Annotated in this window: 24 protein-coding genes and 1 tRNA gene; 16 read left to right on the forward strand and 9 right to left on the reverse strand. The window is 71.2% G+C overall.

Going from position 1 to position 25,897, the window contains the following annotated elements; genetic code table 11:
• Positions 1-181: 181 nt before the first annotated feature.
• The 8 genes from IM697_RS06325 (at position 182) to IM697_RS06360 (ending at position 11,478) form a co-directional block, all read left to right on the forward strand.
• The gene (locus tag IM697_RS06325; RefSeq protein WP_194045499.1) at positions 182-1,474 is read left to right on the forward strand and encodes an extracellular solute-binding protein; all 1,293 of its coding nucleotides are present in this window, start codon (positions 182-184) and stop codon (positions 1,472-1,474) included.
• A 5-nt stretch (positions 1,475-1,479) separates the two neighbouring features.
• Entirely contained in the window at positions 1,480-2,397 is a 918-nt protein-coding gene (locus tag IM697_RS06330; RefSeq protein ID WP_194045500.1) for a carbohydrate ABC transporter permease, read from the forward strand.
• Between the two features lie 5 nt (positions 2,398-2,402).
• On the forward strand, positions 2,403-3,236 hold the full coding sequence (locus IM697_RS06335; RefSeq protein ID WP_194045502.1) for a carbohydrate ABC transporter permease: 834 nt from the start codon (positions 2,403-2,405) through the stop codon (positions 3,234-3,236).
• A gap of 15 nt (positions 3,237-3,251) precedes the next feature.
• Entirely contained in the window at positions 3,252-4,862 is a 1,611-nt protein-coding gene (locus tag IM697_RS06340; RefSeq protein WP_194045504.1) for a beta-N-acetylhexosaminidase, read from the forward strand.
• A gap of 226 nt (positions 4,863-5,088) precedes the next feature.
• Positions 5,089-5,982, forward strand: a complete 894-nt coding sequence (locus IM697_RS06345; protein ID WP_194045506.1) for an FAD binding domain-containing protein — start codon at positions 5,089-5,091, stop codon at positions 5,980-5,982.
• Positions 5,979-7,694, forward strand: coding sequence for a 2Fe-2S iron-sulfur cluster-binding protein (locus IM697_RS06350; RefSeq protein WP_194045508.1), 1,716 nt, complete (start codon positions 5,979-5,981; stop codon positions 7,692-7,694). The genes IM697_RS06345 and IM697_RS06350 overlap by 4 nt, the downstream gene beginning before the upstream one ends.
• Complete coding sequence (locus tag IM697_RS06355; protein ID WP_194045509.1) at positions 7,691-10,000, forward strand: xanthine dehydrogenase family protein molybdopterin-binding subunit; 2,310 nt, start codon at positions 7,691-7,693, stop codon at positions 9,998-10,000. The genes IM697_RS06350 and IM697_RS06355 overlap by 4 nt, the downstream gene beginning before the upstream one ends.
• 281 nt (positions 10,001-10,281) lie before the next feature.
• On the forward strand, positions 10,282-11,478 hold the full coding sequence (locus IM697_RS06360) for an SUKH-4 family immunity protein (protein WP_194045510.1): 1,197 nt from the start codon (positions 10,282-10,284) through the stop codon (positions 11,476-11,478).
• A gap of 10 nt (positions 11,479-11,488) precedes the next feature.
• On the opposite strand, the gene IM697_RS06365 is transcribed toward IM697_RS06360, so the two are convergent.
• Positions 11,489-12,739 (reverse strand): COG1361 family protein, encoded by a 1,251-nt coding sequence (locus IM697_RS06365; RefSeq protein ID WP_194045511.1) that lies wholly within the window; start codon positions 12,737-12,739, stop codon positions 11,489-11,491.
• A gap of 135 nt (positions 12,740-12,874) precedes the next feature.
• Positions 12,875-12,946, reverse strand: a tRNA-Cys gene (locus IM697_RS06370).
• 177 nt (positions 12,947-13,123) lie between these two features.
• On the opposite strand from IM697_RS06370, the gene IM697_RS06375 reads away from it, so the two are divergent.
• The 8 genes from IM697_RS06375 (at position 13,124) to IM697_RS06410 (ending at position 20,844) form a co-directional block, all read left to right on the forward strand.
• Positions 13,124-14,578: an MFS transporter gene (locus IM697_RS06375; RefSeq protein WP_194045512.1), complete on the forward strand. Its 1,455-nt coding sequence runs from the start codon at positions 13,124-13,126 to the stop codon at positions 14,576-14,578.
• 40 nt (positions 14,579-14,618) lie between these two features.
• Complete coding sequence (locus tag IM697_RS06380; RefSeq protein WP_194045513.1) at positions 14,619-14,819, forward strand: CopG family transcriptional regulator; 201 nt, start codon at positions 14,619-14,621, stop codon at positions 14,817-14,819.
• The gene (locus tag IM697_RS06385) at positions 14,816-15,193 is read left to right on the forward strand and encodes a type II toxin-antitoxin system death-on-curing family toxin (RefSeq protein ID WP_194045515.1); all 378 of its coding nucleotides are present in this window, start codon (positions 14,816-14,818) and stop codon (positions 15,191-15,193) included. The genes IM697_RS06380 and IM697_RS06385 overlap by 4 nt, the downstream gene beginning before the upstream one ends.
• A 125-nt stretch (positions 15,194-15,318) precedes the next feature.
• A complete protein-coding gene (locus IM697_RS06390) occupies positions 15,319-17,112 on the forward strand; it encodes a DEAD/DEAH box helicase (protein WP_194045517.1) in 1,794 nt (597 codons plus the stop codon).
• Positions 17,113-17,407: 295 nt separating this feature from the next.
• Positions 17,408-18,049, forward strand: a complete 642-nt coding sequence (locus IM697_RS06395) for an IclR family transcriptional regulator (RefSeq protein ID WP_194045519.1) — start codon at positions 17,408-17,410, stop codon at positions 18,047-18,049.
• Positions 18,050-18,100: 51 nt separating this feature from the next.
• Entirely contained in the window at positions 18,101-18,874 is a 774-nt protein-coding gene (locus tag IM697_RS06400; RefSeq protein WP_194045521.1) for a chorismate synthase, read from the forward strand.
• Complete coding sequence (gene menC, locus IM697_RS06405) at positions 18,871-19,980, forward strand: o-succinylbenzoate synthase (protein ID WP_194045523.1); 1,110 nt, start codon at positions 18,871-18,873, stop codon at positions 19,978-19,980. Before IM697_RS06400 ends, menC begins: the two co-directional genes overlap by 4 nt.
• A 66-nt stretch (positions 19,981-20,046) precedes the next feature.
• Positions 20,047-20,844: a S16 family serine protease gene (locus IM697_RS06410; RefSeq protein WP_194045525.1), complete on the forward strand. Its 798-nt coding sequence runs from the start codon at positions 20,047-20,049 to the stop codon at positions 20,842-20,844.
• Here IM697_RS06410 and IM697_RS06415 read toward each other — a convergent pair.
• Genes IM697_RS06415 through IM697_RS06445 form a run of 7 tightly spaced genes read right to left on the reverse strand, consistent with a single transcriptional unit; the run spans position 20,841 to position 25,884 of the window.
• Positions 20,841-21,026 carry a hypothetical protein gene (locus tag IM697_RS06415; RefSeq protein WP_194049613.1) on the reverse strand — a complete coding sequence of 62 codons (186 nt, stop codon included), beginning with the start codon at positions 21,024-21,026 and terminating at the stop codon, positions 20,841-20,843. The two genes, IM697_RS06410 and IM697_RS06415, sit on opposite strands and share 4 nt — an antisense overlap.
• A 2-nt stretch (positions 21,027-21,028) precedes the next feature.
• Positions 21,029-21,622, reverse strand: a complete 594-nt coding sequence (locus IM697_RS06420; protein ID WP_194045527.1) for an ArsR/SmtB family transcription factor — start codon at positions 21,620-21,622, stop codon at positions 21,029-21,031.
• Positions 21,623-21,682: 60 nt separating this feature from the next.
• Entirely contained in the window at positions 21,683-22,642 is a 960-nt protein-coding gene (locus IM697_RS06425; protein WP_194045529.1) for a glycine betaine ABC transporter substrate-binding protein, read from the reverse strand.
• The gene (locus IM697_RS06430) at positions 22,639-23,466 is read right to left on the reverse strand and encodes an ABC transporter permease (RefSeq protein ID WP_407699648.1); all 828 of its coding nucleotides are present in this window, start codon (positions 23,464-23,466) and stop codon (positions 22,639-22,641) included. Before IM697_RS06430 ends, IM697_RS06425 begins: the two co-directional genes overlap by 4 nt.
• Positions 23,467-23,495: 29 nt before the next feature.
• A complete protein-coding gene (locus tag IM697_RS06435; RefSeq protein WP_194045533.1) occupies positions 23,496-24,746 on the reverse strand; it encodes a betaine/proline/choline family ABC transporter ATP-binding protein in 1,251 nt (416 codons plus the stop codon).
• Positions 24,739-25,386: an ABC transporter permease gene (locus tag IM697_RS06440; protein WP_194045535.1), complete on the reverse strand. Its 648-nt coding sequence runs from the start codon at positions 25,384-25,386 to the stop codon at positions 24,739-24,741. The genes IM697_RS06435 and IM697_RS06440 overlap by 8 nt, the downstream gene beginning before the upstream one ends.
• Positions 25,387-25,407: 21 nt before the next feature.
• Complete coding sequence (locus tag IM697_RS06445) at positions 25,408-25,884, reverse strand: Lrp/AsnC family transcriptional regulator (RefSeq protein ID WP_194045537.1); 477 nt, start codon at positions 25,882-25,884, stop codon at positions 25,408-25,410.
• Positions 25,885-25,897: the final 13 nt, after the last annotated feature.

Consider the following 25,897-nt stretch of genomic DNA (forward strand, 5'->3'; position numbering starts at 1 on the left):
CCTGAGGTCTTTTCGAGGACCCCGGGGTGCGTTCCGGCGCGCCCCGGGGTCCTTTGTTGTGTCACGAAGTGGTTGAGACCTCTTGTCGGCTCTTGTCGGCATGTTCATGGAGTCCCTAGCCTCCGTTGTGCAGCGCGAAACAGTCATTGCATATGTTGCAACGCACTCGGAGGGTCACTCCATGAAGCTGTCCCCACGTCTCGCCGTCCTGCTCACGGCCTTGGCCGTCACGGCCTGCGCTCCCCAGACCTCCGGCAACACCTCCTCCGACAAGGACGAGAAGACCGGCACCCTGCGGGTCTGGCTGTTCCAGGAGGTCGGCAACAAGCCGAAGGAGAAGGTCGTCGACTCCGTCGTCACCGCCTTCGAGAAGGAGCACGAGGGCACGAAGGTCGACGTCGAGTACATCCCCGTCGAGACCCGCGCCCAGCGCGTGAAGGCCGCCTTCAACGACCCGCAGTCCGCCCCCGACGTCATGGAGTACGGCAACACCGACACCGCCGGCTATGTGAAGGACGGCGGACTCCTCGACGTCACCGAGGAGTTCGGCGACTGGAGCGAGGCGAAGGACACCGACCCGACCGCCCGGCAGTCCGTCACCGTGGACGGCAAGGTCTACGGCGCGCCTTTCTACGTCGGCGTGCGCGCCCTGTACTACCGGACGGACGTCTTCGAGGACCTCGGCCTCGAAGTGCCGAGGACGATGGCCGAGTTGGCGACGACGGCCCGCGAGATCCGCGCCGCCGAGCCCGAGCTGTACGGGCTCGTGGTGGGCGGGGCGTACACCTACGGCGCGATGCCGTTCGTGTGGGCCAACGGCGGCGAGATCGCCACCGGCAAGGGCGGCTCGTACACCTCGGCGATCGACAGCGCCGCCGCCCGGAAGGGCATCAAGGCGTACACCTCCCTGTTCTCCGACGACAACTGCCCCGCCGCCAAGTGCGCGGGCATGGGCGGCAACGACACGATCACCGCGTTCGCGGCCGGCAAGGCGGGCATGGCGATCGGCGGCGACTTCAGCCACGCGGCGGTGGAGGCGGGGAAGGTCAAGGGCAAGTACGCGGTGGTGCCGTTGCCGGGGGTGAAGGCGGGGTCCATCGCGCCCGCCTTCGCGGGCGGCAACAACATCGGGGTGCTGAAGAGCACGTCGCACCGGACGCTGGCCGTGGAGCTGATGGAGCGGCTCGCCTCGAAGCAGACCCAGGCCTCGATGTTCGAGGCGATGGGGTTCCTGCCGACGTTCGGGGACGTACGGCAGAAGGCGGCGAGGGAAGAGCCGTTCGTGAAGCCCTTCGTCCGGACTCTGACGGCGGGGACGAAGTTCGTGCCCGCGTCGCCCGCGTGGTCCGGGATCGACTCCTCCCTCGTGCTGCCGACGATGTTCCAGGAGGTCATCAGCGGTAAGAAGGACGTGGCGGCGGCCTCGGCAGACGCGGCGAAGAAGATGGACGACGCGTTCGGCTCCGCCGGGTGACCTCGGTGACCGACCGCACCGACCGCACCGACCGCACGAACCGCACCGACCGCACCACCCGGGCCCCGTGGCTCTACCTCGCCCCCGCCCTCGTCGTACTCGGCGGACTGCTCGTCTACCCGATCTACCAACTCGGTCTGATCTCCTTCTTCCAGTACACCCAGGCCCAGGTCAGCGGCGGTGAACCGACCAGCTTCCAGGGGTTCGGGAACTATGCCGAGCTCTTCGGCGACGACCAGTTCTGGCAGGTGCTGCTCGCCACCGTCGTCTTCGCGGCGGCCTGTGTGGTGTCGACGCTCGCCGTGGGGTGTGCGCTCGCCGTGCTGCTCACGCGCGTGCGCGCCGTACCGCGGCTGGCGTTGATGCTGGCCGCGCTGGGGGCCTGGGCCACCCCCGCCATCACCGGCTCGACGGTGTGGCTGTTTCTGTTCGACCCGGACTTCGGGCCGGTGAACCGGGTGCTGGGGCTCGGGGACCACTCGTGGACGTACGGGCGGTTCAGCGCCTTCCTCCTCGTCCTGCTCGAAGTGGTCTGGTGCTCCTTCCCGTTCGTGATGGTGACGGTGTACGCCGGAATCCGCGCCGTGCCCTCCGAGGTGCTGGAGGCCGCCGCGCTGGACGGCGCCTCGCAGTGGCGGATCTGGCGGTCGGTGCTGGCACCGATGCTGCGGCCGATCCTGGTGGTCGTCACCATCCAGTCGGTCATCTGGGACTTCAAGGTCTTCACACAGATCTACGTCATGACGGGCGGCGGCGGCATCGCGGGCCAGAACCTGGTGCTGAACGTGTACGCCTACCAGAAGGCGTTCGCGTCCTCGCAGTACAGCCTGGGCTCGGCGATCGGCGTGGTGATGCTGCTGATCCTGCTGGCGGTGACGCTGGTGTATCTGCGGCTGCTGCGCAGACAGGGGGAGGAACTGTGAGGTCGGTGACCTTCGTACGACGTCCATGGCGGCTGCTCGCGGAGGCGTCCGCGCTGCTGATCGCCTTGGTGGTGGCGTTTCCGCTGTACTGGATGGTGCTCGGTGCCTTCAAACCGGCCGGGGAGATCGAGTCGAGCGAGCCGCGGCCCTGGACGCTGGCGCCTTCCCTGGATTCCTTCCGGCGGGTCTTCGAGCAGAACGAATTCGGCCGTTACTTCCTCAACAGCCTTGTCGTCGCGTGCACCGTCGTGATCGTCTCGGCGTTGATCGCGTTTCTCGCGGCGACCGCGGTGACCCGATTCCGGTTCCGCTTCCGGACCACCTTGCTGATCATGTTTCTGGTGGCCCAGATGGTGCCGGTGGAGGCCCTGACGATCCCCCTGTTCTTCCTCATGCGGGACTTCGGCCAACTGAACACGCTGGGCTCGCTGATCCTGCCCCACATCGCCTTCTCGCTGCCCTTCGCGATCTGGATGCTGCGGGGGTTTGTGAAGGCCGTTCCCCAGGCCCTGGAGGAGGCCGCGTACATCGACGGCGCGAGCCGGTCGCGATTCCTGTGGCAGATCCTTTTCCCACTGGTCTTCCCGGGGCTCGTGGCCACCAGCGTGTTTTCCTTCATCTCCGCCTGGAACGACTTCCTGTTCGCCAAGTCCTTCATCATCAGCGACACTTCGCAGTCCACCCTGCCGATGGCCCTGCTCGTGTTCTACCAGCCGGACGAGCCGGACTGGGGCGGGGTGATGGCGGCGTCCACGGTGATGACGATTCCGGTGCTGGTGTTCTTCGTACTCGTACAGCGACGCCTGGTGTCCGGGCTCGGCGGCGCGGTCAAGGACTGAAGGGGCTGATCATTCATGGATCTCATTCCGGCACCTCGCCGGATGGAACGGGCGACGGGCCGCTACGAACTCGGCGACAGTTTCGGGATCGAGGCCGGGCCGGGCACCAACGACACCGCGCGATGGCTGCGCGCGACGCTCGGCGCGGCGACCGGGCTGGCGCTGCCGCCCAAGAAGGGGGACGAGTACGACGTCCTCCATCTGTCCGTCCGGCCCGGCCTCGACGCCGAGGCCTACCGCCTCGTCGTGGCCCCCCACGGCGTCCACATCCAGGGCGGCTCGCCCGCCGGTGTCTTCTGGGGCGCCCAGACGCTGCGTCAGCTCCTCGGCCCCGACGCCTTCCGGCGCGCACCCCTTCCCGGCCGTACCTGGCGGCTGCCCCTGACGGAGATCCAGGACGCCCCCCGATTCCGCTGGCGCGGCCTGATGCTCGACGTGGCCCGGCACTTCATGCCCAAGGACGGTGTGCTGCGTTACCTGGACCTGATGGCCGCCCACAAACTCAACGTCTTCCACTTCCACCTGACGGACGACCAGGGCTGGCGCATCGAGATCAGGAAGTACCCCCGGCTCACCGAGGTCGGCTCCTGGCGGGCGCGCACCAAATTCGGCCATCGGGCCTCCCCGCTGTGGGAGGAGAAGCCACACGGTGGCCACTACACCCAGGACGACATCCGCGAGATCGTCGCGTACGCCGCCGAGCGGCATATCACCGTCGTCCCCGAAATCGACGTACCGGGACACTCGCAGGCGGCCATCGCCGCGTATCCGGAACTCGGCAACACCGACGTCATCGACACCTCCGCGCTCTCCGTCTGGGACACCTGGGGGATCAGTCCGAACGTACTCGCCCCCACTGACAACACCCTGCGCTTCTACGAGGGGGTCTTCGAGGAAGTCCTGGAGCTGTTCCCCTCGGAGTTCATTCACGTCGGGGGTGACGAATGCCTCAAGGACCAGTGGCGGCAGTCGGCCACCGCACAGGAACGCATCCGGGAACTCGGGCTGAACGACGAGGACGAGCTCCAGGCGTGGTTCATCGGCCACTTCGACAACTGGCTCTCCGCGCGCGGGCGTCGGCTCATCGGCTGGGACGAGATTCTGGAGGGCGGCCTCGCGAAGGGCGCGGCGGTGTCGTCCTGGCGCGGATACGCCGGTGGCATCGCGGCCGCCCGCGCCGGTCACGACGTCGTCATGTGCCCCGAGCAGCAGGTGTATCTGGACCACCGCCAGGACGAGGGCGCGGGCGAGCCGGTCCCCATCGGCTACGTCCGCACCCTGGAGGACGTCTATCGGTTCGAGCCCGTTCCGCCGGAGTTGACGCCGGAGGAGGCCCGGCATGTGCTGGGCACGCAGGCCAACGTGTGGACCGAGGTGATGGAGGACCACACGCGCGTGGACTACCAGACGTTCCCGCGCCTGGCCGCCTTCGCCGAGGTGGCCTGGAGCGGCCTGCCCGCCCCGGACGAACGGGACTTCGCCGGCTTCGAGCGCCGAATGGCCGCCCACTACGGGCGGCTTGACGCCCTGGGGGTCGCGTACCGGCCACCTACGGGGCCGCGGCCGTGGCAGCGGCGGCCCGGGGTGCTCGGCCGGCCGATCGACGGGCCGCCCCCGAACAGATAATGGAAAAAAACCGGCAAGGGGTCACCGAAGAGTGTCAATCGGTGCGCACCGGTGATGCCGTACGAAAACGGACCATCTCCCTGATCAGGTGGGCGAAAGCCTCCTAGCGGACCCCTGTCTTCGTGCCCTGCGAAGATGTGCCAGAGTTGCCACGTCCGCCCTGTCAGCACGTACCGTACGGCAACACAGGTGGGACCAGGTGGGGCAGCGGGAAGGGGCAGCCGGTTTGACCACGCACGCACCGCAGGCGGCGCAGGCCGTCACGCTGCCCACGACGCTGGACGAGGCAGTGGCGGCACTGGCCGCCATGCCCGCCGCAGTGCCCGTCGCGGGCGGCACCGACCTCATGGCCGCCGTCAACTCCGGGCAGCTCAGGCCCGCCGCCCTGGTCGGCCTCGGCAAGATCAGCGAGATCCGCGGGTGGCAGTACCAGGACGGGCACGCGCTGCTCGGCGCGGGCCTCACGCACGCGCGCATGGGCCGCCCCGACTTCGCGGCCCTGATCCCGGCGCTCGCCGCCGCCGCACGCGCAGCGGGCCCGCCGCAGATCCGCAACGCGGGCACCCTCGGCGGCAACATCGCCTCGGCGTCCCCGACCGGTGACGCACTGCCGGTGCTCGCCGCCCTCGAAGCGACCCTGATCGTCGCGGGTCCGGGCGGGGCCCGCCGGGAGATCCCGGTGTCGCACCTGCTGGCGGGCATGGAGATGCTGCGCGCCGGCGAACTCATCGGCTACGTGCGCGTGCCGCTGCTGCACGCCCCGCAGGTCTTCCTCAAGGCCACCGGCCGCACCGGCCCGGGGCGCGCGATGGCGTCCGTCGCGGTCGTGCTGGACCCCGCGCGGCGCGGAGTCAGGTGCGCCGTCGGCGCCATAGCGCCCATGCCGCTGCGGCCCCTGGAGGCCGAGCACTGGGTCGCCCAGCTGATCGACTGGGACAACAACCGCGCGATCGTCCCCGAGGCGCTCAGCGCCTTCGGCGAGTACGTCGCCGCCGCCTGCATCCCCGACCCGGCCCCGGCCGAGGACGGTTCCGTGACCCAGCATCCGCCCGCCGTACTGCACCTGCGGCGCACCGTCGCCGCGCTGGCCCGACGAGCACTGGGGAGGGCGCTGTCATGACCGACGACCAGCGTGAAGAGGGCACACCCCAGGGCGCGGGCCGCTGGGACCCGCTGCCCCAGGGCGACTACGACGACGGCGCGACCGCCTTCGTCAAACTCCCCGAAGGGGGCGTCGACGCCCTCCTGGGCTCCTCGGACAGCCCGCTCGCCGCGCCCGGGCACGGATACGTCCCGCCGCGGATAACGGTCGCGCCGGGCTCGGAGACGGGCGTCGACCCGGCGGCCCCCGGCGGCTGGCCGGCCGCGGGCGCGCCCGCCGAGGGCGCCCAGTGGCCCGACCCGAACGCCGCCGCGCAGGACACCGGCAGCGGCCAGTTCACGTACAACCCCGGGACCACCCAGCAGTGGAACTTCTCGGAGACCGCGGCCGGCCAGGACCCCGCCGGGCCCGGGCAGGATGTCACCGGGCAGTGGTCGATCCCCGTCGCCGACGGTGACCTTCCGGATGAGTCGGGCGAGTTCACCACCTCGTCGCTCGTCGAGCAGTGGGGCGGCGGCACCCCCCCGGCCACGCTGCCGGGCGGCGCGCCCGCACCGTGGGCGACGCAGGCCACCGGACAGCCCTGGGGCCGGCAGGCGGAGGCCGCGGCGGCGACCGGCGAGGCGGTGGGAACCGCGCCCGCGCCCGGACGGCCCGCCGACGCCGGGCACGTTCCCGGACAGCCGGGGCAGCCCGGGGCACCCGCCGGCGACCAGCACGCCCCGGGCCCCGGTGACCAGCCCGACGGAGCCGCGCCCGCGCCGGCCGGCTTCGGCGCGGACGGGAGCGGGGCCGCCACGGCGCCCGGCGCCGCGGAGGAGCCGGAGGCGTTCGCCGCCGAGGACTCCCCCGAGAGCGCTTCAGAGGCCGCGCAGGCCGCCCCTGGAGCCGGTGAGGCCGCCCCGGACGCCCCTGGAGGCCCTGAGACTGCCCCGGACGCCCAGGGCGCCACAGAGGCCGCACAGGGCCCCGTGGACGCTCCCGGCGAGCCGGCCCCGGCCGAGGGCGGCGAGGGCGCCGAATCCGCCCCCGAGGCCGCCGAGGAGCCCGTACCGGCCGCCGCCTCCGACGGCGTGCCGTCGCTCCCGGGCGAGGAACATCCCCTCGCCTCCTACGTCCTGCGCGTCAACGGCGTCGACCGGCCCGTCTCGGACGCCTGGATCGGCGAGTCGCTGCTCTACGTGCTGCGTGAGCGCCTCGGCCTCGCGGGCGCCAAGGACGGCTGCTCACAGGGCGAGTGCGGGGCCTGCAACGTGCAGGTCGACGGCCGGCTCGTGGCGTCCTGCCTGGTACCGGCCGTGACCGCCGCCGGCAGCGAGGTGCGCACCGTCGAGGGCCTGGCCGAGGACGGTCAGCCCTCCGACGTGCAGCGGGCGCTCGCGCGCTGCGGCGCCGTGCAGTGCGGCTTCTGCGTGCCGGGCATGGCGATGACCGTGCACGACCTGCTGGAGGGCAACCCGGCGCCGACCGAGCTGGAGACCCGCCAGGCGCTGTGCGGCAACCTGTGCCGCTGCTCCGGCTACCGGGGCGTGGTGGAGGCGGTCAAGGAGGTCGTCGCCGAACGCGAGGCGCACACCGGGGCCGACGACGGCGAACATCATGGCGACGAGCCGCGTATCCCCCACCAGGCGGGCCCGGGGGCCGGCGGGGTCAACCCGTCGGCGTTCGAGACACCGGGCGCCAGGGGGCCGCATGACCAGGCGTACGGACAGGACGGAGGCCAGGCGTGAGCAACGAAGCCGCCACCGCGACCACAGCCGCGGAGGCAGCACCCGCCCCCGAGCCGATCCCGCACGGCCTCGGCGCCGCCCTGCCGGCCGCCGACGCCCGCGCCAAGACCGAGGGCACCTTCCCGTACGCGGCCGACCTGTGGGCCGAGGGCCTGCTGTGGGCGGCCGTCCTGCGCTCGCCGCACCCGCACGCGCGCATCACGTCCATCGACACCTCCCACGCGCGCGAGATGCCCGGAGTCCGGGCCGTCGTCACGCACGAGGACGTCCCCGGCAGCCCGCTGTTCGGCCGCGGCAAGGCCGACCGCCCGGTCTTCGCCTCCGAGGTGGTACGCCACCACGGCGAGCCCATCGCCGCCGTCGCCGCCGACCACCCGGACACCGCGCGCCTGGCCGCCGCGGCCGTCATCGTCGAGTACGAGGTGCTCGACCCGGTCACCGACCCCGAGCAGGCCTTCGAGGCCGAGCCGCTGCACCCCGACGGCAACCTGATCCGGCACATCCCGCTGCGCCACGGCGACCCCGACGCGGCCGGCGACATCGTCGTCGAGGGCCTGTACCGCATCGGACGCCAGGACCCGGCCCCCATCGGCGCCGAGGCGGGCCTCGCCGTGCCGCGCCCCGACGGCGGCGTGGAGCTCTACCTGGCCTCGACCGACCCGCACACCGACCGCGACCGGGCCGCCGCCTGCTACGGCCTGGAGCCCGAGCGCGTCAAGGTCGTCGTCACCGGCGTCCCCGGCGCCACCGCCGACCGCGAGGACCAGGGCTTCCAGCTCCCGCTCGGCCTGCTGGCGCTCAAGACCGGCTGCCCGGTGAAGCTGACGGCCACGCGCGAGGAGTCCTTCCTCGGCCACACCCACCGGCATCCCACCCTCCTGCGCTACCGCCATCACGCGGACGCCGAGGGCAAACTGGTCAAGGTCGAGGCGCAGATCCTGCTGGACGCGGGCGCCTACGCCGACACCTCCTCCGACGCCCTGGCCGCCGCGGTCGGCTTCGCCTGCGGCCCGTACGTCGTCCCGAACGCCTTCATCGAGGGCTGGGCCGTACGCACCAACAACCCGCCCTCCGGCCATGTACGCGGCGAGGGCGCCATGCAGGTGTGCGCCGCCTACGAGGCGCAGATGGACAAGCTCGCCAAGAAGCTCGGCGTGGACCCGGCCGAGCTGCGCCTGCGCAACGCCATGGCCACCGGCGACGTACTCCCGACGGGTCAGACGGTGACCTGCCCGGCCCCGGTGGCGGAGCTGTTGCAGGCCGTGCGGGACTACCCCCTCCCCGCCCTCCCCAAGGACACGCCCGAGGACGAGTGGCTGCTGCCCGGCGGCCCCGAGGGCGCGGGCGAACCGGGCGCCGTGCGGCGGGGCGTCGGCTACGGCCTGGGCATGGTGCACATGCTCGGCGCCGAGGGCGCGGACGAGGTCTCCACGGCGACGGTGAAGGTCCACGACGGCGTGGCGACGGTGCTCTGCGCGGCCGTCGAGACGGGCCAGGGCTTCACCACCCTCGCCCGGCAGATCGTCCAGGAGACGCTCGGCATCGATGAGGTGCACGTGGCACCCGTCGACACCGACCAGCCCCCGGCCGGCGCGGGCTGCCGTGGCCGCCACACCTGGGTGTCGGGCGGCGCGGTGGAGCGGGCGGCCAAAATGGTCCGCACCCAACTCCTCCAGCCACTGGCGCACAAGTTCGGGATGTCCACCGAACTGCTCCAGATCACCGACGGCAAGATCACCTCGTACGACGGCGTCCTGTCGACCACCGTCACCGAGGCGATGGACGGCAAGGAACTGTGGGCGACGGCGCAGTGCCGCCCGCACCCGACCGAGCCGCTGGACGAGGCCGGCCAGGGCGACGCCTTCGTGGGCATGTCCTTCTGCGCGATCCGCGCGGTCGTGGACGTCGACATCGAGCTGGGCTCGGTGCGCGTGGTCGAGCTGGCCCTCGCCCAGGACGTCGGCCGGGTGCTCAACCCGGCCCAGCTGGAGGCACGCATCGAGGCGGGTGTGACGCAGGGCGTGGGCATAGCGCTCACGGAGAACCTGCGCTCGGCCCGCGGCGTGATCCGCCACCCGGACCTGACGGGCTACTCGCTGCCGACGGCCCTGGACGCCCCGGACATCCGGATCGTGAAGCTGGTCGAGGAGCGGGACGTGGTCGCGCCCTTCGGCGCCAAGGCGGTCAGCGCGGTGCCGGTGGTGACCTCGCCCGCGGCCATCGCCTCCGCCGTACGCGCCGCGACGGGCCGCCCGGTCAACCGACTGCCGATCCGCCCGCAGGCGGCCGTGGTGACCGGCCAGTGAGCGGCACGTCCCGGCTGTACTGACGGCTGTCTGGACGGCTGTCGTGGACGGCGTCGGGGAGACCGTGAGGCGATTCTCGTGGGGCGATTCCCGTGGGGAGGGAACGCGCGAGGGTGGGCCGAGCGTCTGGTGATGTGAAGCGCTGTCAGCGGACGTGCTGGTCCGGGGCGTTGTCAGTGGTGGCGCGTAGTGTTCTGGTCAGTGGGAACGGCAGCCGGGTCCGGCGGGTCGATCGGCCGTGTCGTGCCCGGGGGCGGTGAGAAAGCGCATGCGGGGGAGCCATGAGCACGATGACCACGACCCACGCCGGTGACACGGCGATCGTCCTGACGGAGTCGGACCTGGGTCCGCACGTGACGCACGCGTCGACGCGCCGCTGGCTGACGGGACCCGGACTGCCCGGCGACAGCGGTGTGCTGAGCTTCGCCGGGCTCGGCCGGGAGGGGCTGCGGACGGTGGCGGACTCGACGGGCGATCCAAACGACCGCCTGGCGGCGGAGCTGCGGGACCAGCTCGTGATAGGCGGACTGCTGGGTCCCGGCGGCCTGGAGACGGAGTCGGTCCTGCTGGACGGCGCGACGGGGGAGATCTCGACGACACACTTCCTGCACGACCGCCCCGACCTGATGGACCGCCGCCCCCTGGCGCCGTCGCTGCACACCCTGGTCCGCTTCGCCGAGGCCACGGACGAACTGGCGGGGCTGCGCGGCCAGTTCGCCTCGTACGTCGGCTGCTACGGCCCCAAGGCGGTCGCGGAGGCGTCGCGGCAGCTGCTGGCCGTGTTCGAGGAGGGCACGGCCGGCCAACCGGCGCCGTTCTGGCGGATGGCGGCGCTGATCCGGCCGCTGGCGCTCGTCGCGGGCCGGGCCGGCGCGTCGGGGCTGGCCCTGGACCTGCCGCCGCGCCTCCTGGACGAGGAGTTCGGCCGCCGCAGGATGGTGCGCTTCGAGGACGTCGACTTCCCCGGCACACTCACGCACGAGCCGACCCGCCGCTTCCTGCGCGAGGTGGGCCTGCCGGAGGACGGCTTCCTGTTCTGCCTCGACACCGACATGTCGCTGCCGACGCTGGCCGAGTACTACGCCGAGGTCGACCCCTCGGCCGAACTCCCCGCCCGGGCCGACCACTTGATACGCCTGGGGCATCTCGTCGAGGACCACAGCCTGGTCGTAGACGGCTCGACGGGAGCGGTCCTGAACTGGAACGAGTCCGAGGCGCGCCTGTTCCCGCTGAACACCGACATCTCGACCCTCGCCTTCACGCTCTGGCTGCTGCACCGCGAGCAGACGATCGACGAGGAGTCGGGCCACGCGCTGACGACCGACGCCTACGACCAGCTGGCCATGACGATGCTCCAGGTCCTGTCGACGGTCGACCCGACCGGAATCCTGGCGGGCGTGGACGGCCGGCACTACTGGACGGAGGTGTTCCAGGACGAGGCGTGCGGGGCCCTGGAATTGGTCGAAGGCCGGCGGTGACGCCCGGCCGTCAGGAGGACTTGGCGGCCGCGCGGCGACGACGTACGGCCAGGACCAGACCACCGCCGAGGGCTGCCGTGGCGGCTGCGGCACCGGCGATCAGGGGGGTGCCGTCGGAGCCGGTGCCGGCGAGGTTGCCGTTGACGGAGCCGGTGGTGGAGCCGGTGCCGCCCGCACCGCCCGTACCGGTCGCGTCCCCGGTGCCGCCCGTGCTGCCGGTGCCGCCCGTCCCGGTCATCCCGCCGGTCCCGCCGGTGGACTGGCCCACGGGGTCGTTCCCGTCGCCGCCGGTGGAGGAGTCGCCGGAGGGGGTGGGGCCGGCTTCGTCGTCGGTGGGGATCGTGATGCGGATCCGGGCCTTGTCGTTGGCGGGGTTCTTGTCGAACTCCGGGCGGATGTCGTAGACCGAGGTCGCCTTCACCTCGCCGGTGGTGGTGGTCGCGTCGTCGTCGATGTCCAGCATGAAGGTGAAGGACAGGGACTCGCCGACGTCGATGGTGTGGTCGGCGGGCCAGCAGACGTACTTGGACCTGCCCGGCGTACCCCCGGGTCCGGACGGGCCGTCGACGCCGAACGGCGCGCACTCCTGCGGCACTTCGGAGGCGACCGTGTCCTGCGGTATCCGCACCATGAGTGCCGTCTGGTCGTCGCTCTCCTGGTTCTGGATCCAGCCGGGCCCGTCGTTGCGGAGCCGCACCGTCACGGACTCCCTCCCGCCCGCGAGCGCCTCGGTGTCCGCACCGACGGCGACGAGGTCGGCCGAGCTGTCGGCGGTCAGCGTCAGCCGCCGGTAGCTGTCGTCGAAGCCCTCGCCCGGGGCCTCGCCGGTGGCCGAGGTGCCGTACTCGACGGCCTCCATCAGCGCGTGGGGCTGCGCCCCGAAGCGCACGGGCGTCTCGACGGAGGCGCCGGGTTCGACGACGGTGTCGAGCTCGCACAGAGCCTGCCTGACCTGGTCCTCGACGGTCGAGTAGGTGCAGCCCTCGACGGTCTCCGGGAAGTCGAGCCCCCGGGTCAGCCGGATCCGGAAGGTGACGCCGTCCGCGGCCGCGGTGCCGTTGTTGGTGATGACGACGTTCTCGTCGTACACCTCGCCGGGCTTGGGCGACGCACTCGGCAGGCTCGAGATCACCAGGGAGGGCTCGCCCTCCTCGGCGGCTGCGGAGGAGGCGGCGGCCACGGGAACGGCCGCGACGATCGCGGAGGCGGCCACTAAGGCCGCCGACTTACGGAGGTGTGAGGGGCGGATGCGTTGACGCACGGATGGGTCTCCTCGTCGGAACAGGAAGCACGGCGACCGGAGCGTTGCCGTGCAGTCATGTCCTGGACACCTGGAGGACGCCGGGGGTTGCGCCTCTGTTTGAGGAGAAGGGGAGGAGATAGGAAGGGGGAGGAGAGACCGCGACGGGATTCGAACCCGCGTAACTCGCTTTGCAGGCGAGTCCCTGAACCACTCGGGTACACGGTCTTGGTCGGTGGTTCGACCGTATGGGCAGGTCCGGGGCGGGCTCAAGGCAATCGTCGGGGCTGTAACGCGACTGCCACACCCCGTTCATGAACCCTGTGGGTCGTAAGACCAAGGTCCCATCGCGCGGCCGTCTCCCGACAGGGGTCAAACCCTGTTGTGGCCCTTACGCTGGCGACCATGACTGCCCTTGAGCCGCGCGACGCCGATGTCGCGAAGACATCCGGTGTGCCCCCCGTCCCCGCGGCCGAGGAGGGCGTGCTGGGACGGTCGTATCGGGCGCTCAGCATCGGGATCGTCTCCGTCGTGCTGCTCATCGCCTTCGAGGCGACGGCCGTGGGGACGGCCATGCCCGTCGCGGCGCGGGAGCTGGACGGGGTGTCGCTGTACGCGTTCGCGTTCTCGGGGTACTTCACCACCAGCCTGTTCGGGATGGTGCTCTCGGGGCAGTGGTCGGACCGGCGGGGGCCGCTCGGCGCGCTCACGGCCGGGATCGCGGCCTTCGGGGCCGGGCTGTTGCTGGCCGGGACCGCGGGGGCCATGTGGGTGTTCATTCTCGGGCGGGCCGTGCAGGGGCTCGGGGGCGGGCTGGTGATCGTCGCGCTCTACGTCGTCGTGGGGCGGGCCTACCCGGAGCGGTTGCGGCCGTCGATCATGGCGGCGTTCTCGGCGAGCTGGGTCGTGCCGTCGATCGTGGGGCCGCTGGCCTCCGGTGCGGTGACCGAACACCTGGGCTGGCGCTGGGTGTTCGTCGGGATTCCGGTGCTGGTCGTCTTCCCGCTCGCGCTCGCGCTGCCGCACGTACGGCGCCGGGCGGGTGGGCCGGTCGACGACTCGGCCGGGAACGCGTCCTTCGACCGGCGGCGTATCCGGCTCGCCCTCGGTATCTCCCTCGGCGCGGGGCTCCTTCAGTACGCCGCCCAGGATCTGCGGTGGTTCTCCCTCGTCCCCGGTGCCGTGGGCGCCGCGCTTCTCGTGCCGGCCGTGCTCGGCCTGCTGCCGCGCGGGACGTACCGGGCGGCGCGGGGGCTGCCGTCCGTGGTGCTGTTGCGCGGTATCGCCGCGGGGTCGTTCATCGCGGCCGAGTCCTTCGTGCCGCTGATGCTGGTCACCCAGCGGGGGCTGTCGCCGACGCTCGCCGGGTTCTCGCTCGCGGCGGGGGGCGTGACGTGGGCGTTCGGGTCGTGGGTGCAGTCGCGGGCGCGGTTGGAGCCGTATCGGGGGCGGTTGATGACGGTGGGGATGGTGCTGGTGGCGGCCTCCATCGCTGCCGCGCCGAGCGTGCTGATCGACTCCGTGCCGGTGTGGACCGTTGCCGTGGCGTGGGCGTTCGGCTGCTTCGGGATGGGGCTGGTGATCTCGTCCGCCAGTGTGCTGCTGCTCAAACTCTCCGCGCCCGAGGAGGCCGGGACCAACTCGGCCGCCCTGCAGATCTCCGACGCGCTCTCCAACGTCGTGCTGCTGGCTGCGGGTGGTGCGGCGTTCGTGGCCCTGGGCGGCGGCACGGTGAGCCATGCGGCCACGGCGGCGTCCAGCTCGCATCCGGCGGCGTTCGCGGCGGTGTTCCTGCCGATGGCGGGGGTGGCGTTGGTGGGGGCCTGGGTGACTACGCGGTTGCGGGCCCCGCAGTCGTGATCGGCGCCAAGTCGGCAACACCATGTGGTACCAATTTGGTATGGCTATGAACCTGCGTCTCCGCGCGGACCAGACGCAAGCCCTGAAACTGCGCGCCCAGGAGGAGGGCGTCAGCATGCATGCCATTGTGCTGAGGGCGGTCGACGAGTATCTGGCCCGGTCGGCTCACGAGACCTTGGTCCGCGAGGCTGCCAAAGGTCAGACCGCCAAGTGGGCTGAGCTGTTGGAGCGGCTCAAGTGACCTGCGTCTATCTGTCGGCCGAGGACGTCGCGGGGATCGCCCGGCACGCCGTCGGAGAAGACGTTGTTGTACGCGATGCAGGTCTGCTCGGGGCCTCCGCACACCGCCCGTCGGCTGCGCCGTTCGCGGAGGAGGTGTACAACGACCTTTTCCAGAAGGCGGCGGCTCTTCTGCAATCCCTGGCGTTCAACCGCGCCTTCGTTGATGGGAACAGGCGCACGGCATGGGTGTCCTGCGTCGTGTTCCTGGCGTTGAACGACGTGCACTTGCGCTCTGACATCGATGCCGCCGAGCGCCTCGTCACCGCGGTCGCCGCCGGTGATCTGGAGGAAGTCCCATCCATCGCCGCGGCGCTGCGAGAACTCGCCGAGTAACGGATGTGACGTCAGTCCCATCCCCGGGTGACTCGGCACAGTCCGCCCGTTGGCGTCCCCGCCCCGCCGGTAGGGTGGCCCGGTTGTCATACCCAGCCGAGCCGCCCGACCCCCGTACGGAGACCGTGACTACCACCGCCGCCTCCTCCTCACACCACCTTTCCCCCGCCTTCCCCGGCCGCGCCCCCTGGGGCACCGCCAGCAAGCTGCGTGCCTGGCAGCAGGGCGCGATGGAGAAGTACATCCAGGAGCAGCCGCGTGACTTCCTCGCGGTCGCCACGCCCGGCGCCGGGAAGACGACGTTCGCCCTGACGCTGGCCTCCTGGCTGCTGCACCACCATGTCGTGCAGCAGGTCACCGTGGTCGCGCCGACCGAGCATCTGAAGAAGCAGTGGGCGGAGGCGGCCGCGCGCATCGGCATCAAGCTCGACCCCGAGTACAGCGCCGGACCGCTCGGCAAGGAGTACCACGGCGTCGCCGTGACCTACGCGGGTGTCGGCGTACGGCCCATGCTGCACCGCAACCGGGTCGAGCAGCGCAAGACGCTCGTCATCCTCGACGAGATCCACCACGCCGGTGACTCCAAGTCGTGGGGCGAGGCCTGCCTGGAGGCATTCGAACCCGCCACGCGACGGCTCGCGCTCACCGGTACGCCGTTCCGGTCCGACACCAACCCCATCCCCTTCGTCACCTACGAGGAGGACAACGCCGGCATCCGGCGGTCCGCCGCCGACTACACCTACGGCTACGGCTCCGCCCTCACCGACGGCGTCGTGCGGCCCGTCATCTTCCTCTCCTACAGCGGCAACATGCGCTGGCGCACCAAGGCGGGGGACGAGATCGCCGCCCGGCTCGGCGAGCCGATGACCAAGGACGCCGTCAGCCAGGCCTGGCGTACCGCCCTCGATCCGCGCGGCGAGTGGATGCCCAGCGTGCTGCGCGCCGCCGACCAGCGGCTGACCGAGGTCAGGAAGGCCATCCCGGACGCCGGCGCCCTCGTCATTGCCTCCGACCAGGACTCCGCCCGCGCCTACGCCAAGCTGATCCGTGAGATCACCGGCGACAAGGCGACCCTCGTGCTGTCCGACGACGCCGGCGCCTCCGACCGGATCGACGAGTTCAGCAACAACCACGACCGGTGGATGGTCGCCGTGCGGATGGTGTCCGAGGGCGTCGACGTGCCCCGGCTCGCCGTCGGGGTGTACGCCACCACCATCTCCACACCGCTGTTCTTCGCGCAGGCCGTCGGCCGTTTCGTACGGTCCCGGCGGCGCGGTGAGACGGCCTCCGTCTTCCTGCCGACCATCCCCGATCTGCTCACCTTCGCCAACGAGATGGAGGTCGAGCGCGACCACGCCCTCGACAAGCCGAAGAAGGAGGGCGAGGAGGACCCGTACGCCGAGGAGGAGAAGCTCCTCCAGGAGGCCGAGAAGCAGCAGGACGAGGACACCGGCGAGCAGGACATGCTGCCCTTCGAGGCGCTGGAGTCCGACGCCGTCTTCGACCGGGTCCTCTACGACGGCGCCGAGTTCGGCATGCAGGCCCACCCGGGGAGCGAGGAGGAGCAGGACTACCTCGGCATTCCCGGGCTGCTGGAGCCCGACCAGGTCCAACTCCTGCTCCAGAAGCGGCAGGCGCGGCAGATCGCGCACAGCCGCAAGAAGCCGGACGCCGAGGCCGACCTGCTGGAGCTGCCCGCCGAGCGGCGGCCCGTCGTCTCGCACAAGGAGATGATGGAGCTGCGCAAGCAGCTCAACACGATGGTCGGGGCCTACGTCCATCAGAGCGGCAAGCCGCACGGTGTGATCCACACCGAGCTGCGGCGGGTGTGCGGCGGGCCGCCGAGCGCGGAGGCGACGGCGGGGCAGCTCCGGCAGCGGATCGCCAAGGTGCAGGAGTGGGCCACGCGGATGAGGTGACGGGGCGCTGAGCCCCGTCCGCGCGCCGTACGTATCCCCACAAACGGGAGTGGTCCGTACCGTCCCATGCCCGGATTCTGGACGGAGCCTTCCGCTCAGCGAACCTGCTTCGCTAATGTCCGCCTACGCACACGCCCCGTGGCAGCGCCGCCGCGGAGCGCAGCCGTGAAGCGACGCGGTCCGGAACGCCGGACCGCAGACCGATCGGCGGCCTCTGAAGCGCGTCGCCGAACGGGACTCGGCGACGCACCCGCCGCGATGAGGGCGCCGACCTCACCACTAAGGAGTGGGCGTCGTGACCGCGGAGACCTCTCAGACGCTCGACAGGGGACTGCGCGTCCTCAAGCTGCTGGCCGACACGGACCACGGACTGACCGTCACCGAGCTTTCCAACAAACTGGGCGTGAACCGGACCGTCGTGTACCGGCTGCTCGCCACGCTCGAACAACACGCACTCGTACGCCGTGACCTGGGCGGCCGCGCCCGGGTCGGGCTCGGGGTGCTGCGACTGGGCCGACAGGTGCATCCACTGGTGCGCGAGGCCGCGCTGCCCGCGCTGCGCTCGCTCGCCGAGGACATAGGGGCGACGGCCCATCTGACGCTGGTGGACGGCACCGAGGCGCTGGCCGTCGCCGTCGTCGAGCCGACCTGGACCGACTACCACGTGGCCTATCGGGCCGGTTTCCGGCACCCCCTGGACCGCGGTGCCGCGGGCCGCGCGATACTCGCCGCCCGGCAGCAGCCGTTGGAGGACCCCGGGTACACCCTGACCCACGGCGAACTGGAGGCGGGAGCGAGCGGAGCCGCCGCGCCGCTGCTCGGGGTGACCGGTGTCGAGGGCAGCGTGGGTGTGGTGATGCTGTCCGACTCCGTGCCGGAGCGGGTGGGGGCGCGGGTGATGGACGCGGCCAAGGAGGTCGCCGAAGCCCTGCGCTGACCGGGTGGACGCGCTCTAGGCAGGGCCCGTGCCACCTCCGACACTCGACCCATGACCTCACTCAGCATCCGCACCGTCCACGACGTAGCCGGGTTCGCCGCGGTCGCCGACTACTTCAGCGACGTATGGCAGACCCCCCGCACGGCACCGCCCTTACTGCCCGAGACGCTGCACAGCATCGCGCACGCGGGCGGGGCCGTGCACGCCGCGTACGACGGGGAACGGCTCGCCGGTGGCTGCGTCGCCGTGTTCGGGCCGCCCGCGTCGAAGTCGACGTACTCGGTGCTGGCCGCCGCCGACCGGGGGCTCGGGGCGCGGGTGAAGCAGGCGCAGCGGGCCTGGGCGGTGGAGTTCGGGGCGCGCACCATGCGCTGGACCTTCGATCCGCTGGTCGGGCGCAACGCCCGGTTCAACTTCGTCAAACTGGGCGCCGAGGGCACCGAGTACCTCGTCGACTTCTACGGCCCCATGGCGGACGGCGTGAACGACGGCGACGAGACCGACCGGCTGGCGGTGACCTGGGACCTGCTGGCGCCGGGACAGTCGTACGGCGCCGGGGACACCGTCTCGCGGGAGGCCGCGCCCGCCACCCACACCGCGCCGGACGGCGGGCCCCTCGCCCGCCGGGACCCGGCCGACCGGTACGTCTGGTGCCGCGTCCCGGACGACATCGTGGCGCTGCGGGCCGCCGATCCCGAGCTGGCGCTGGCCTGGCGGCGGGCCGTGCGGGAGGTGTTCACGAAGGCCTTCGCCGACGGCTTCGTCGCGACGGGTATGTCCCGGGACGGTTGGTACACGCTCACCCGCCGGGAGGCCACCGCGTGAAACTCGAACGTGCCGAGCTCGTCCATGTGGCGATCCCGCTGGTCAGCCCGTTCCGTACGTCCTTCGGCACGATGACGACGAAGGACACCTTCCTGCTGCGGGTGGTCACCGACTCGGCCGAGGGCTGGTCGGAGTTCGCGGCCGACCCCGAGCCGCTGTACTGCTCCGAGTTCGTGGCCGGCGCGGAGACCGTGCTGCGCGACTTCCTGCTGCCGCGGGTCGCCGCGCTCCCCGTCCTCGACACGGCCCGCCTCGCGCCGGCGATGGCGAAGGTCAAGGGGCACGAGCTGGCGAAGGCGGCGCTGGAGACGGCGGTGCTGGACGCGGAGCTGCGGTCGTACGGGATGCCGCTGGCCACCTATCTCGGGGCGGTGCGGGAGCGGGTGCCGGCCGGGGTGTCGGTGGGCATCAGGCGGACGCTCGCCGAGTTGCTGGACGACGTCGAGGGATATCTGGCGGACGGCTACGTCCGGATCAAGCTGAAGATCGAGCCGGGCTGGGACCTCGAACCCGTGCGAGCCGTGCGCGAGCGGTTCGGGGCGGAGCTGGCGCTGCAGGTCGACGCCAACACGGCGTACACGCTCGCGGACGCCGAGCATCTGCGGCGGCTGGACGAGTTCGGGCTGCTGCTGATCGAGGAGCCGTTGGCGGAGAACAACCTGTACGCCCACGCCCGCCTCCAGCAGCGCATCACGACGCCGGTCTGCCTGGACGAGTCCCTGCACAGCGCCGCCGACACCGCGTCCGCGATCGCGATGGACGCGTGCCGGGTCGTGAACGTCAAGCCCGCGCGGGTCGGCGGGTACCTGGAGGCGCGGCGGGTGCACGACGTGGCGCATGCGCACGGGGTACCGGTGTGGTGCGGCGGCATGCTGGAGACGGGGATCGGCCGGGCACCGAACCTGGCGCTGGCGGCCCTGCCCGGCTTCACCCTGCCGGGGGACACCTCGGCGTCCGCCCGCTACTTCGCCGAGGACATCACGGAGCCGTTCGTGCTGGTGGACGGCCAGCTGCCGGTGCCGCGGTCGCCGGGGATCGGGGTGCGACCGCTGCCGGAGGCGCTGCGGCGCTTCGGCAAGGAGCGGCGAGACCTGTATGTGACCTGAATGGGGCACCCTGGGCAGCTCCGACCTGCGCCTGGCCGGAACTCGTCGCCACGTTAGATTGATTCCGTGTTCTCTCGTCTCACGCGCCCCCGGGCCGTCGCCGTCTGCGCCCTGCCCGTCGTGGCCCTGCTCGCCACGGCTGCCTTCGCGCCGCTGCCGTTCTCGCTGACGCAGCCCGGTCTCACGGCGGACGTGCTGGGCGAGAACCGGGGGGACCCGGTGATCACGGTCTCCGGTGCGCCGACCCGGGAGACCCGCGGTGAGCTGCGGATGACGACGATCGAGGCGACCTCGCCCGACGCGGACGTGCGGCTCGGCGATGTGATCGACTCGTGGTTCCGCACTGACAAGGCGGTCATGCCGCGTGACTCGGTCTATCCGAGCGGGCGCAGCACCCGGGAGATCGAGCAGTACAACACCGAGCAGATGAAGGAGTCCCAGGACGACGCGACCCAGGCCGCGCTGAACCACCTCGACCTGAACGACAAGAACATCAAGGTCACCCTGAAACTCGCGGACGTGGGCGGCCCCAGCGCCGGTCTCCTCTTCTCCCTCGGCATCATCGACAAGCTCAACGGCGACGGCGACGGCGACGGCGGCGATCTCACCGGCGGCCGGGTGATCGCCGGCACGGGCACGATCGACCCGGCCGGCAAGGTCGGCGCGGTCGGCGGCGTGTCCCTGAAGACCCAGGCGGCCAAGCGGGACGGCGCGACGGTCTTCCTGGTCCCGAAGGAGGAGTGCGGCGACGCGAAGGCGGAGCTGCCGAAGGGGCTGCGCCTGGTGCCGGTGACCACGCTGAAGGGCGCGGTGAGCGCGCTGGAGGCGCTGGGGTCGGGGAAGGGCTCGGTGCCGAGCTGCTAGTGCGCCAAGGCCGGCGGCCTGGGGGTGGCGAGGCGCAGGCCGACCTCGATCAGGGTCCAGCCGAGGCGGGTGCGGAGATCCTGCGGGCGCTTGGCCGACCGGGCGAGGCGGTGGGCCTCGGCCTGGGCGCGGAGGTCGGCGGCACGCAGGCGCTGGAGCGCGCGGTGGGTCTCCGGGTCGATCATCAGGGCCTCTCCGGGTCCGTGGTGACGGGGAAGACGTGCGTGTGGAGGCGTACCTGCTCCGCGTCCGGATCGTCCTCGGCGGCCTCGAACGCCCGGTAGCCGCGGAGCAACTCGTGCATCCTGCCGATGAGTTCACGTGAGCGCTCGGGGGTCAGGCGCAGCGTCCAGTCGCTCATGTCCATCGCGTGTTCCGTCCATCGCGGGAACCACCGGTCGCGGGTGGACAGCCATGCGGACAGCTCGCGGGTGTGCTGGTTCACGAGCTCGTGCAGCAGCAGATCGGCCGCGCCGCGGACCGCGGGATCCGGGCTCTGGTACAGGTTCTCGTCCATGGCGATACCCGAGTCCACGGCCCGCCACCACCGCTCCCGCCCTTTCCCGTGCTCCGGGGCGTCCTCGATGAACCCGTGCTCGGCGAGCTGTCGGAGGTGATAGCTCGTGGCCCCACTCGACTCGCCCAGCCGCTCGGCGAGCATCGAAGCGGTGGCGGGCCCGTGCCGGCGCAGTGCGTTGAGCAGCTCCATCCGCAGGGGATGCGCGAGTCCGCGCAGCGAGCGCGCGTCGAGTTTGCGTACGTCGTGGGGTTCCGGCATACGTACAAAGGTAGTTATGCAAAGGGTTCTTTGCAACAGGTTCTTTGTAACCTCCCGCCCCTACTTCACAAACCCCTCCTCCTTCAGCCAGTCCAACGCCACCTGATGCGGATCCTCCCCGTCCACGTCCACCTTCGCGTTCAGGTCCTGCGCGACCGTGTTGTTCAGTTTCTTGGTGATCGGGTCGAGGATCTCGGGGATGGCAGGCCACTGCTTCAGGGTCTTGGTGTTGATCACGGGGGCGGCGTTGTAGTTGGGGAAGAAGTGCTTGTCGTCGTCCATGACCACGAGGTTCATGGACTTGATGCGGCCGTCGGTCGTGAAGACCTCGCCGTAGGTGCAACTTCCCTTCGCCGCCTGGGTGTAGATGATGCCGGTGTCCATCTGGGTGATGTTGCGCGTCGGGATGTCCATCCCGTACGCCTTCTGCATGCCGGGCAGCCCGTCCGCCCGGTTGGCGAACTCGACCTCCACGCACAGCGTCACCGCGCCGGGGTCGGACTTCGACAGCGCGGCGACCTCGGAGAGGTTGTTCGTGCCGTACTTCTTGTGGTTCTCCTGGTTCATCGCCAGCGCGTACGTGTTGTCCAGCGTGGACGGCGGCAGCCAGGTCATCCCGTTCCGCGCGTCCTCCTTGCGCACCGCCTCCCACTGCTCGTGCGGGTCGATGATGGGATCGCTGTGGCCCAGATACGTGATCCAGGCCGTACCCGTGTACTCGTACGCGGCGTCCGCGTCGCCCTTCCTGACCGCCTCCCGGCTGCCGATGGACCCCTGGATGCCGGTGCGGTCGAGCACGTCCGCGCCGGCCGCCTCGAAGGCGATGCCCATGATCGCGCCGAGGATGAGCTGCTCGGTGAACGACTTCGACGTCACCGTCAGCTCGGCGCCCTTCAGCGGCTCGCCCCGCCCGATCGTCCCGGGCTCCACGTCGTCGACCATGGGGGAGCCGCTGGTCAGACCGCATCCCGAGGCCGCCACCAGCAACCCCGCCGCCAGCAGGACCGTACGCCGCCTCATAGGTCCAGCCCCCGTGGCCGCAGCAGCACTTCCGCCAGCGACGCCAGCCAGTCCACCAGCAGGGCGAGGGCGACCGTGAGGATCGAGCCCAGGACCAGTACCGGCATGCGCTGGTTGGTGATGCCGGCGGTGATGAGGACGCCCAGGCCGCCGCCTCCGCCGAACACCGCCAGGGTCGCCGTCCCGACGTTGAGGACCAGGGCCGTGCGCACACCCGCCAGGATCAGCGGCACCGCCAGCGGCAGCTCCACCCGCGACAGCACCCCCAGCGGGGACATGCCGATGCCGCGCGCGGCCTCCAGCAGCGTCGGGTCGTTCGCCTTGATGCCGGCCATCGTGTTGGACAGCACGGGCAGCACGGCGTAGGCGATCATGCCGATCAGGGCCGCCTTGCGGCCGATGCCCAGCCAGATCACCAGCAGGGCGAGCAGGCCGATCGCCGGGGTCGCCTGGCCCATGTTGGCGATCGCGATGGCCACGGGGGTGGCTTTTCGGAAGGCCCGCCGGGTGAGCAGGATGCCCAGCGGGATCGCGATGATCAGCACGAAGAAGGTGGAGATCGCCGTGAGCTCGATGTGCTCCCACAGGGCCTGGGAGACCTGACCGTCCGACAGCGCGTTCTCGGAGACCGGGTCGAGGTCGGCCTGCTCGAACCACAGCCAGGTGGCGAGCAGCATCGCCACCAGCATCGCGGGCACGATGGTCAGCCGCTGCCAGCTCAGCTTGCGGGCCGGGGGCTTCGCGGTGGCGGGGGCGAGGGTCTCGGCGGACTCCGCCGGCTCGGCGGCGCCGGGAGCCTCGGGTTCCCCCTCCGGCTCCCGCACCCGGGACGTCCTCGGGGCCTCGGGAGTGCTCACGCTTTCCTCTCCCCTCCGGGGCCCTCCTGCTCGGCGTGCGTCAGCCCGGCCCGCGCCCCCTCCAGTTCGTGCTGGGCCTCCAGCGCCTCCAGCCGGTCGGCCTCCAGCAGCTCGTGCACGGAGTTCATCAGCGTCTCCATGTCGACGACGCCCGTGTACTCACCGCGCCGCCCGGTCACCACGGCCCGCCCCGCGTTGTCGGTGAGCACCGCCTCCAGGGCGTCCCGCAGGGTGGCGTCCCGGGTCACCGTGTCGTACACCAGCGTCCCGGCCCGGGCCAGCGAACCCCGGGCCCGCATCAGATCGCCGCGCCGCAGCCACTTGTACGGCCGGCCCCGCTTGTCGAGCAGCAGGATCTCGTTCGTGCCGCTGGAGCGGAGCCGGTTGAAGATCTCCTGGAGCGGGTCGTCGACGGTCACCGTCGGATAGTCGGTGATCTCCACATCCCGTACGCGGGTCAGGTTCAGCCGCTTCAGCGCCGCCCCGGCACCCACGAACCCGGACACGAAGTCGTCCGCCGGGTTGGTGAGGATCGCCTCGGGGGTGTCGAACTGGGCGATGTGCGAGCGCTCGCGCAGCACCGCGATACGGTCACCGAGCTTGATCGCCTCGTCGAAGTCGTGGGTGACGAAGACGATCGTCTTGTGCAGTTCGTGCTGCAGCCTGATCAGCTCGTCCTGGAGATGGTCACGGGTGATCGGGTCGACCGCGCCGAACGGCTCGTCCATCAGCAGCACGGGCGGATCGGCCGCCAACGCCCGAGCCACGCCCACGCGTTGCTGCTGCCCGCCGGAGAGCTGGCGCGGATACCGGCCGCGGAACTCCCCGGGGTCGAGGCCGACGAGGTCGAGCAGTTCCTCGACCCGCGACGCGATCTTCGCCTTCGACCAGCCGATCATCCTCGGTACCAGCGCGATGTTCTGCGCGACCGTCATGTGCGGGAACAGACCGGCCGACTGGATCGCGTAGCCGACCTTGCGGCGCAGCTTCACCGGGTCGATGTCGGTGACGTCCTCGCCGCCGATGCGGATCCGGCCACCGGTCGGCTCGATCAGCCGGTTGATCATCTTGAGCGTGGTCGACTTCCCGCAGCCGGAGGGGCCGACGAAGATGACGACCTCGCCCGCCTTGATCTCCATGTTCACGTTGTCCACGGCCGGCTGCGGACTGCCGGGATACCGCTTGCTCAGGTTCTCCAGCTCGATGGCGGCGCCGTGGTGCCCGTCCTCGGACGTGTGCTCAGACACGGATCCCCCTGGAGATGGTCAGCCGTCCGATCAGGACGTAGGCGGCGTCGAACAGCAGGGCCAGGACGATGATCCCGAGCGTGCCCGCGAGGACCTGGTTGAGCGCGTTCGAACTGCCCAGCGAGGCCAGCCCACGGAAGATCACATTGCCCAGGCCCGGGCCGGAGGCGTACGCCGCGATGGCCGCGATGCCCATCAGCATCTGTGTGGAGACCCGGATCCCGGTCAGGATCGGCGGCCAGGCCAGCGGCAGCTCCACCTTCAGCAGCCGGGTGAGCCGGGACATCCCGATGCCCTGGGCCGCGTCCACCAGGGCCGGGTCGACGCCGCGCAGCCCGACGATCGAGTTGCGCACGATCGGCAGCAGTCCGTACAGCGTCAGGGCGATCACCGTGGGCGGCACGCCAAGCCCGACGATCGGGATGAGCAGACCGATCATGGCCAGCGACGGAATGGTAAGGATGCCCGAGGTGGTCAGCGTGGCGAGGTTGCCGGCCCACTCGCTGCGGTAGGTGACCACGCCGATCAGCACCCCGAGCAGGGTCGCCACCACCATGCACTGGAAGACGGCACTGGCGTGCTGGTAGGCGTCGGCGAGCAGTTGCTGGTGGCGGTTGCCCAGGTACTCCCAGAAGTTCACTAGCGCACCACCCGGGGTCGGCTACGGCTCCGGGTCCTCCGCCGCCTGCTCCACCAGCGGGATGATCCGCAGCGGAACGGGGTTCTCCATCACGATCGCGGTGGAGGCCCGGACGATCCCATCGAAACCGACAACCCGGTCGATCACACGCTGGAGATCGGCGTTGGAGCGCGCCACGAGACGGCACATCATGTCCCCGGTGCCGGTGGTGGTGTGCAGCTCCAGCACCTCCGGCACGGTCGCCAAGTGGGCCCGTACGTCGGCCCCTTGCCCCTGCCGGATCTGCAGTGTCGCGAAGGCGGTGACCGGATACCCGAGGGCGGCCGGATCCACCTCGGGACCGAATCCGCGGATGACTCCGTTCGACTGAAGCCGGTCGAGGCGCGCCTGCGCGGTCCCACGGGCCACCCCCAGCCGCCGGGACATCTCAAGCACCCCGATCCGCGGCTCGCGCGCCAGCAGCACGATGATCCGCCCGTCCAGATGATCGATCGCCACGGCAGCCTCCCGG

The organism is Streptomyces ferrugineus, from assembly GCF_015160855.1.
GTDB lineage: Bacteria > Actinomycetota > Actinomycetes > Streptomycetales > Streptomycetaceae > Streptomyces > Streptomyces ferrugineus.

Excerpts from the sequence above, each read along its gene's own strand:
- IM697_RS06360 (WP_194045510.1), top strand. The coding sequence starts at position 10,282 with ATGAGCACGATGACCACGACCCACGCCGGTGACACGGCGATCGTCCTG.
- IM697_RS06400 (WP_194045521.1), top strand. The coding sequence starts at position 18,101 with ATGACCTCACTCAGCATCCGCACCGTCCACGACGTAGCCGGGTTCGCC.
- IM697_RS06425 (WP_194045529.1), bottom strand. The coding sequence starts at position 22,642 with ATGAGGCGGCGTACGGTCCTGCTGGCGGCGGGGTTGCTGGTGGCGGCC.
- IM697_RS06375 (WP_194045512.1), top strand. The coding sequence starts at position 13,124 with ATGACTGCCCTTGAGCCGCGCGACGCCGATGTCGCGAAGACATCCGGT.
- IM697_RS06380 (WP_194045513.1), top strand. The coding sequence starts at position 14,619 with ATGGCTATGAACCTGCGTCTCCGCGCGGACCAGACGCAAGCCCTGAAA.
- IM697_RS06340 (WP_194045504.1), top strand. The coding sequence starts at position 3,252 with ATGGATCTCATTCCGGCACCTCGCCGGATGGAACGGGCGACGGGCCGC.
- IM697_RS06420 (WP_194045527.1), bottom strand. The coding sequence starts at position 21,622 with ATGCCGGAACCCCACGACGTACGCAAACTCGACGCGCGCTCGCTGCGC.
- IM697_RS06325 (WP_194045499.1), top strand. The coding sequence starts at position 182 with ATGAAGCTGTCCCCACGTCTCGCCGTCCTGCTCACGGCCTTGGCCGTC.
- IM697_RS06350 (WP_194045508.1), top strand. The coding sequence starts at position 5,979 with ATGACCGACGACCAGCGTGAAGAGGGCACACCCCAGGGCGCGGGCCGC.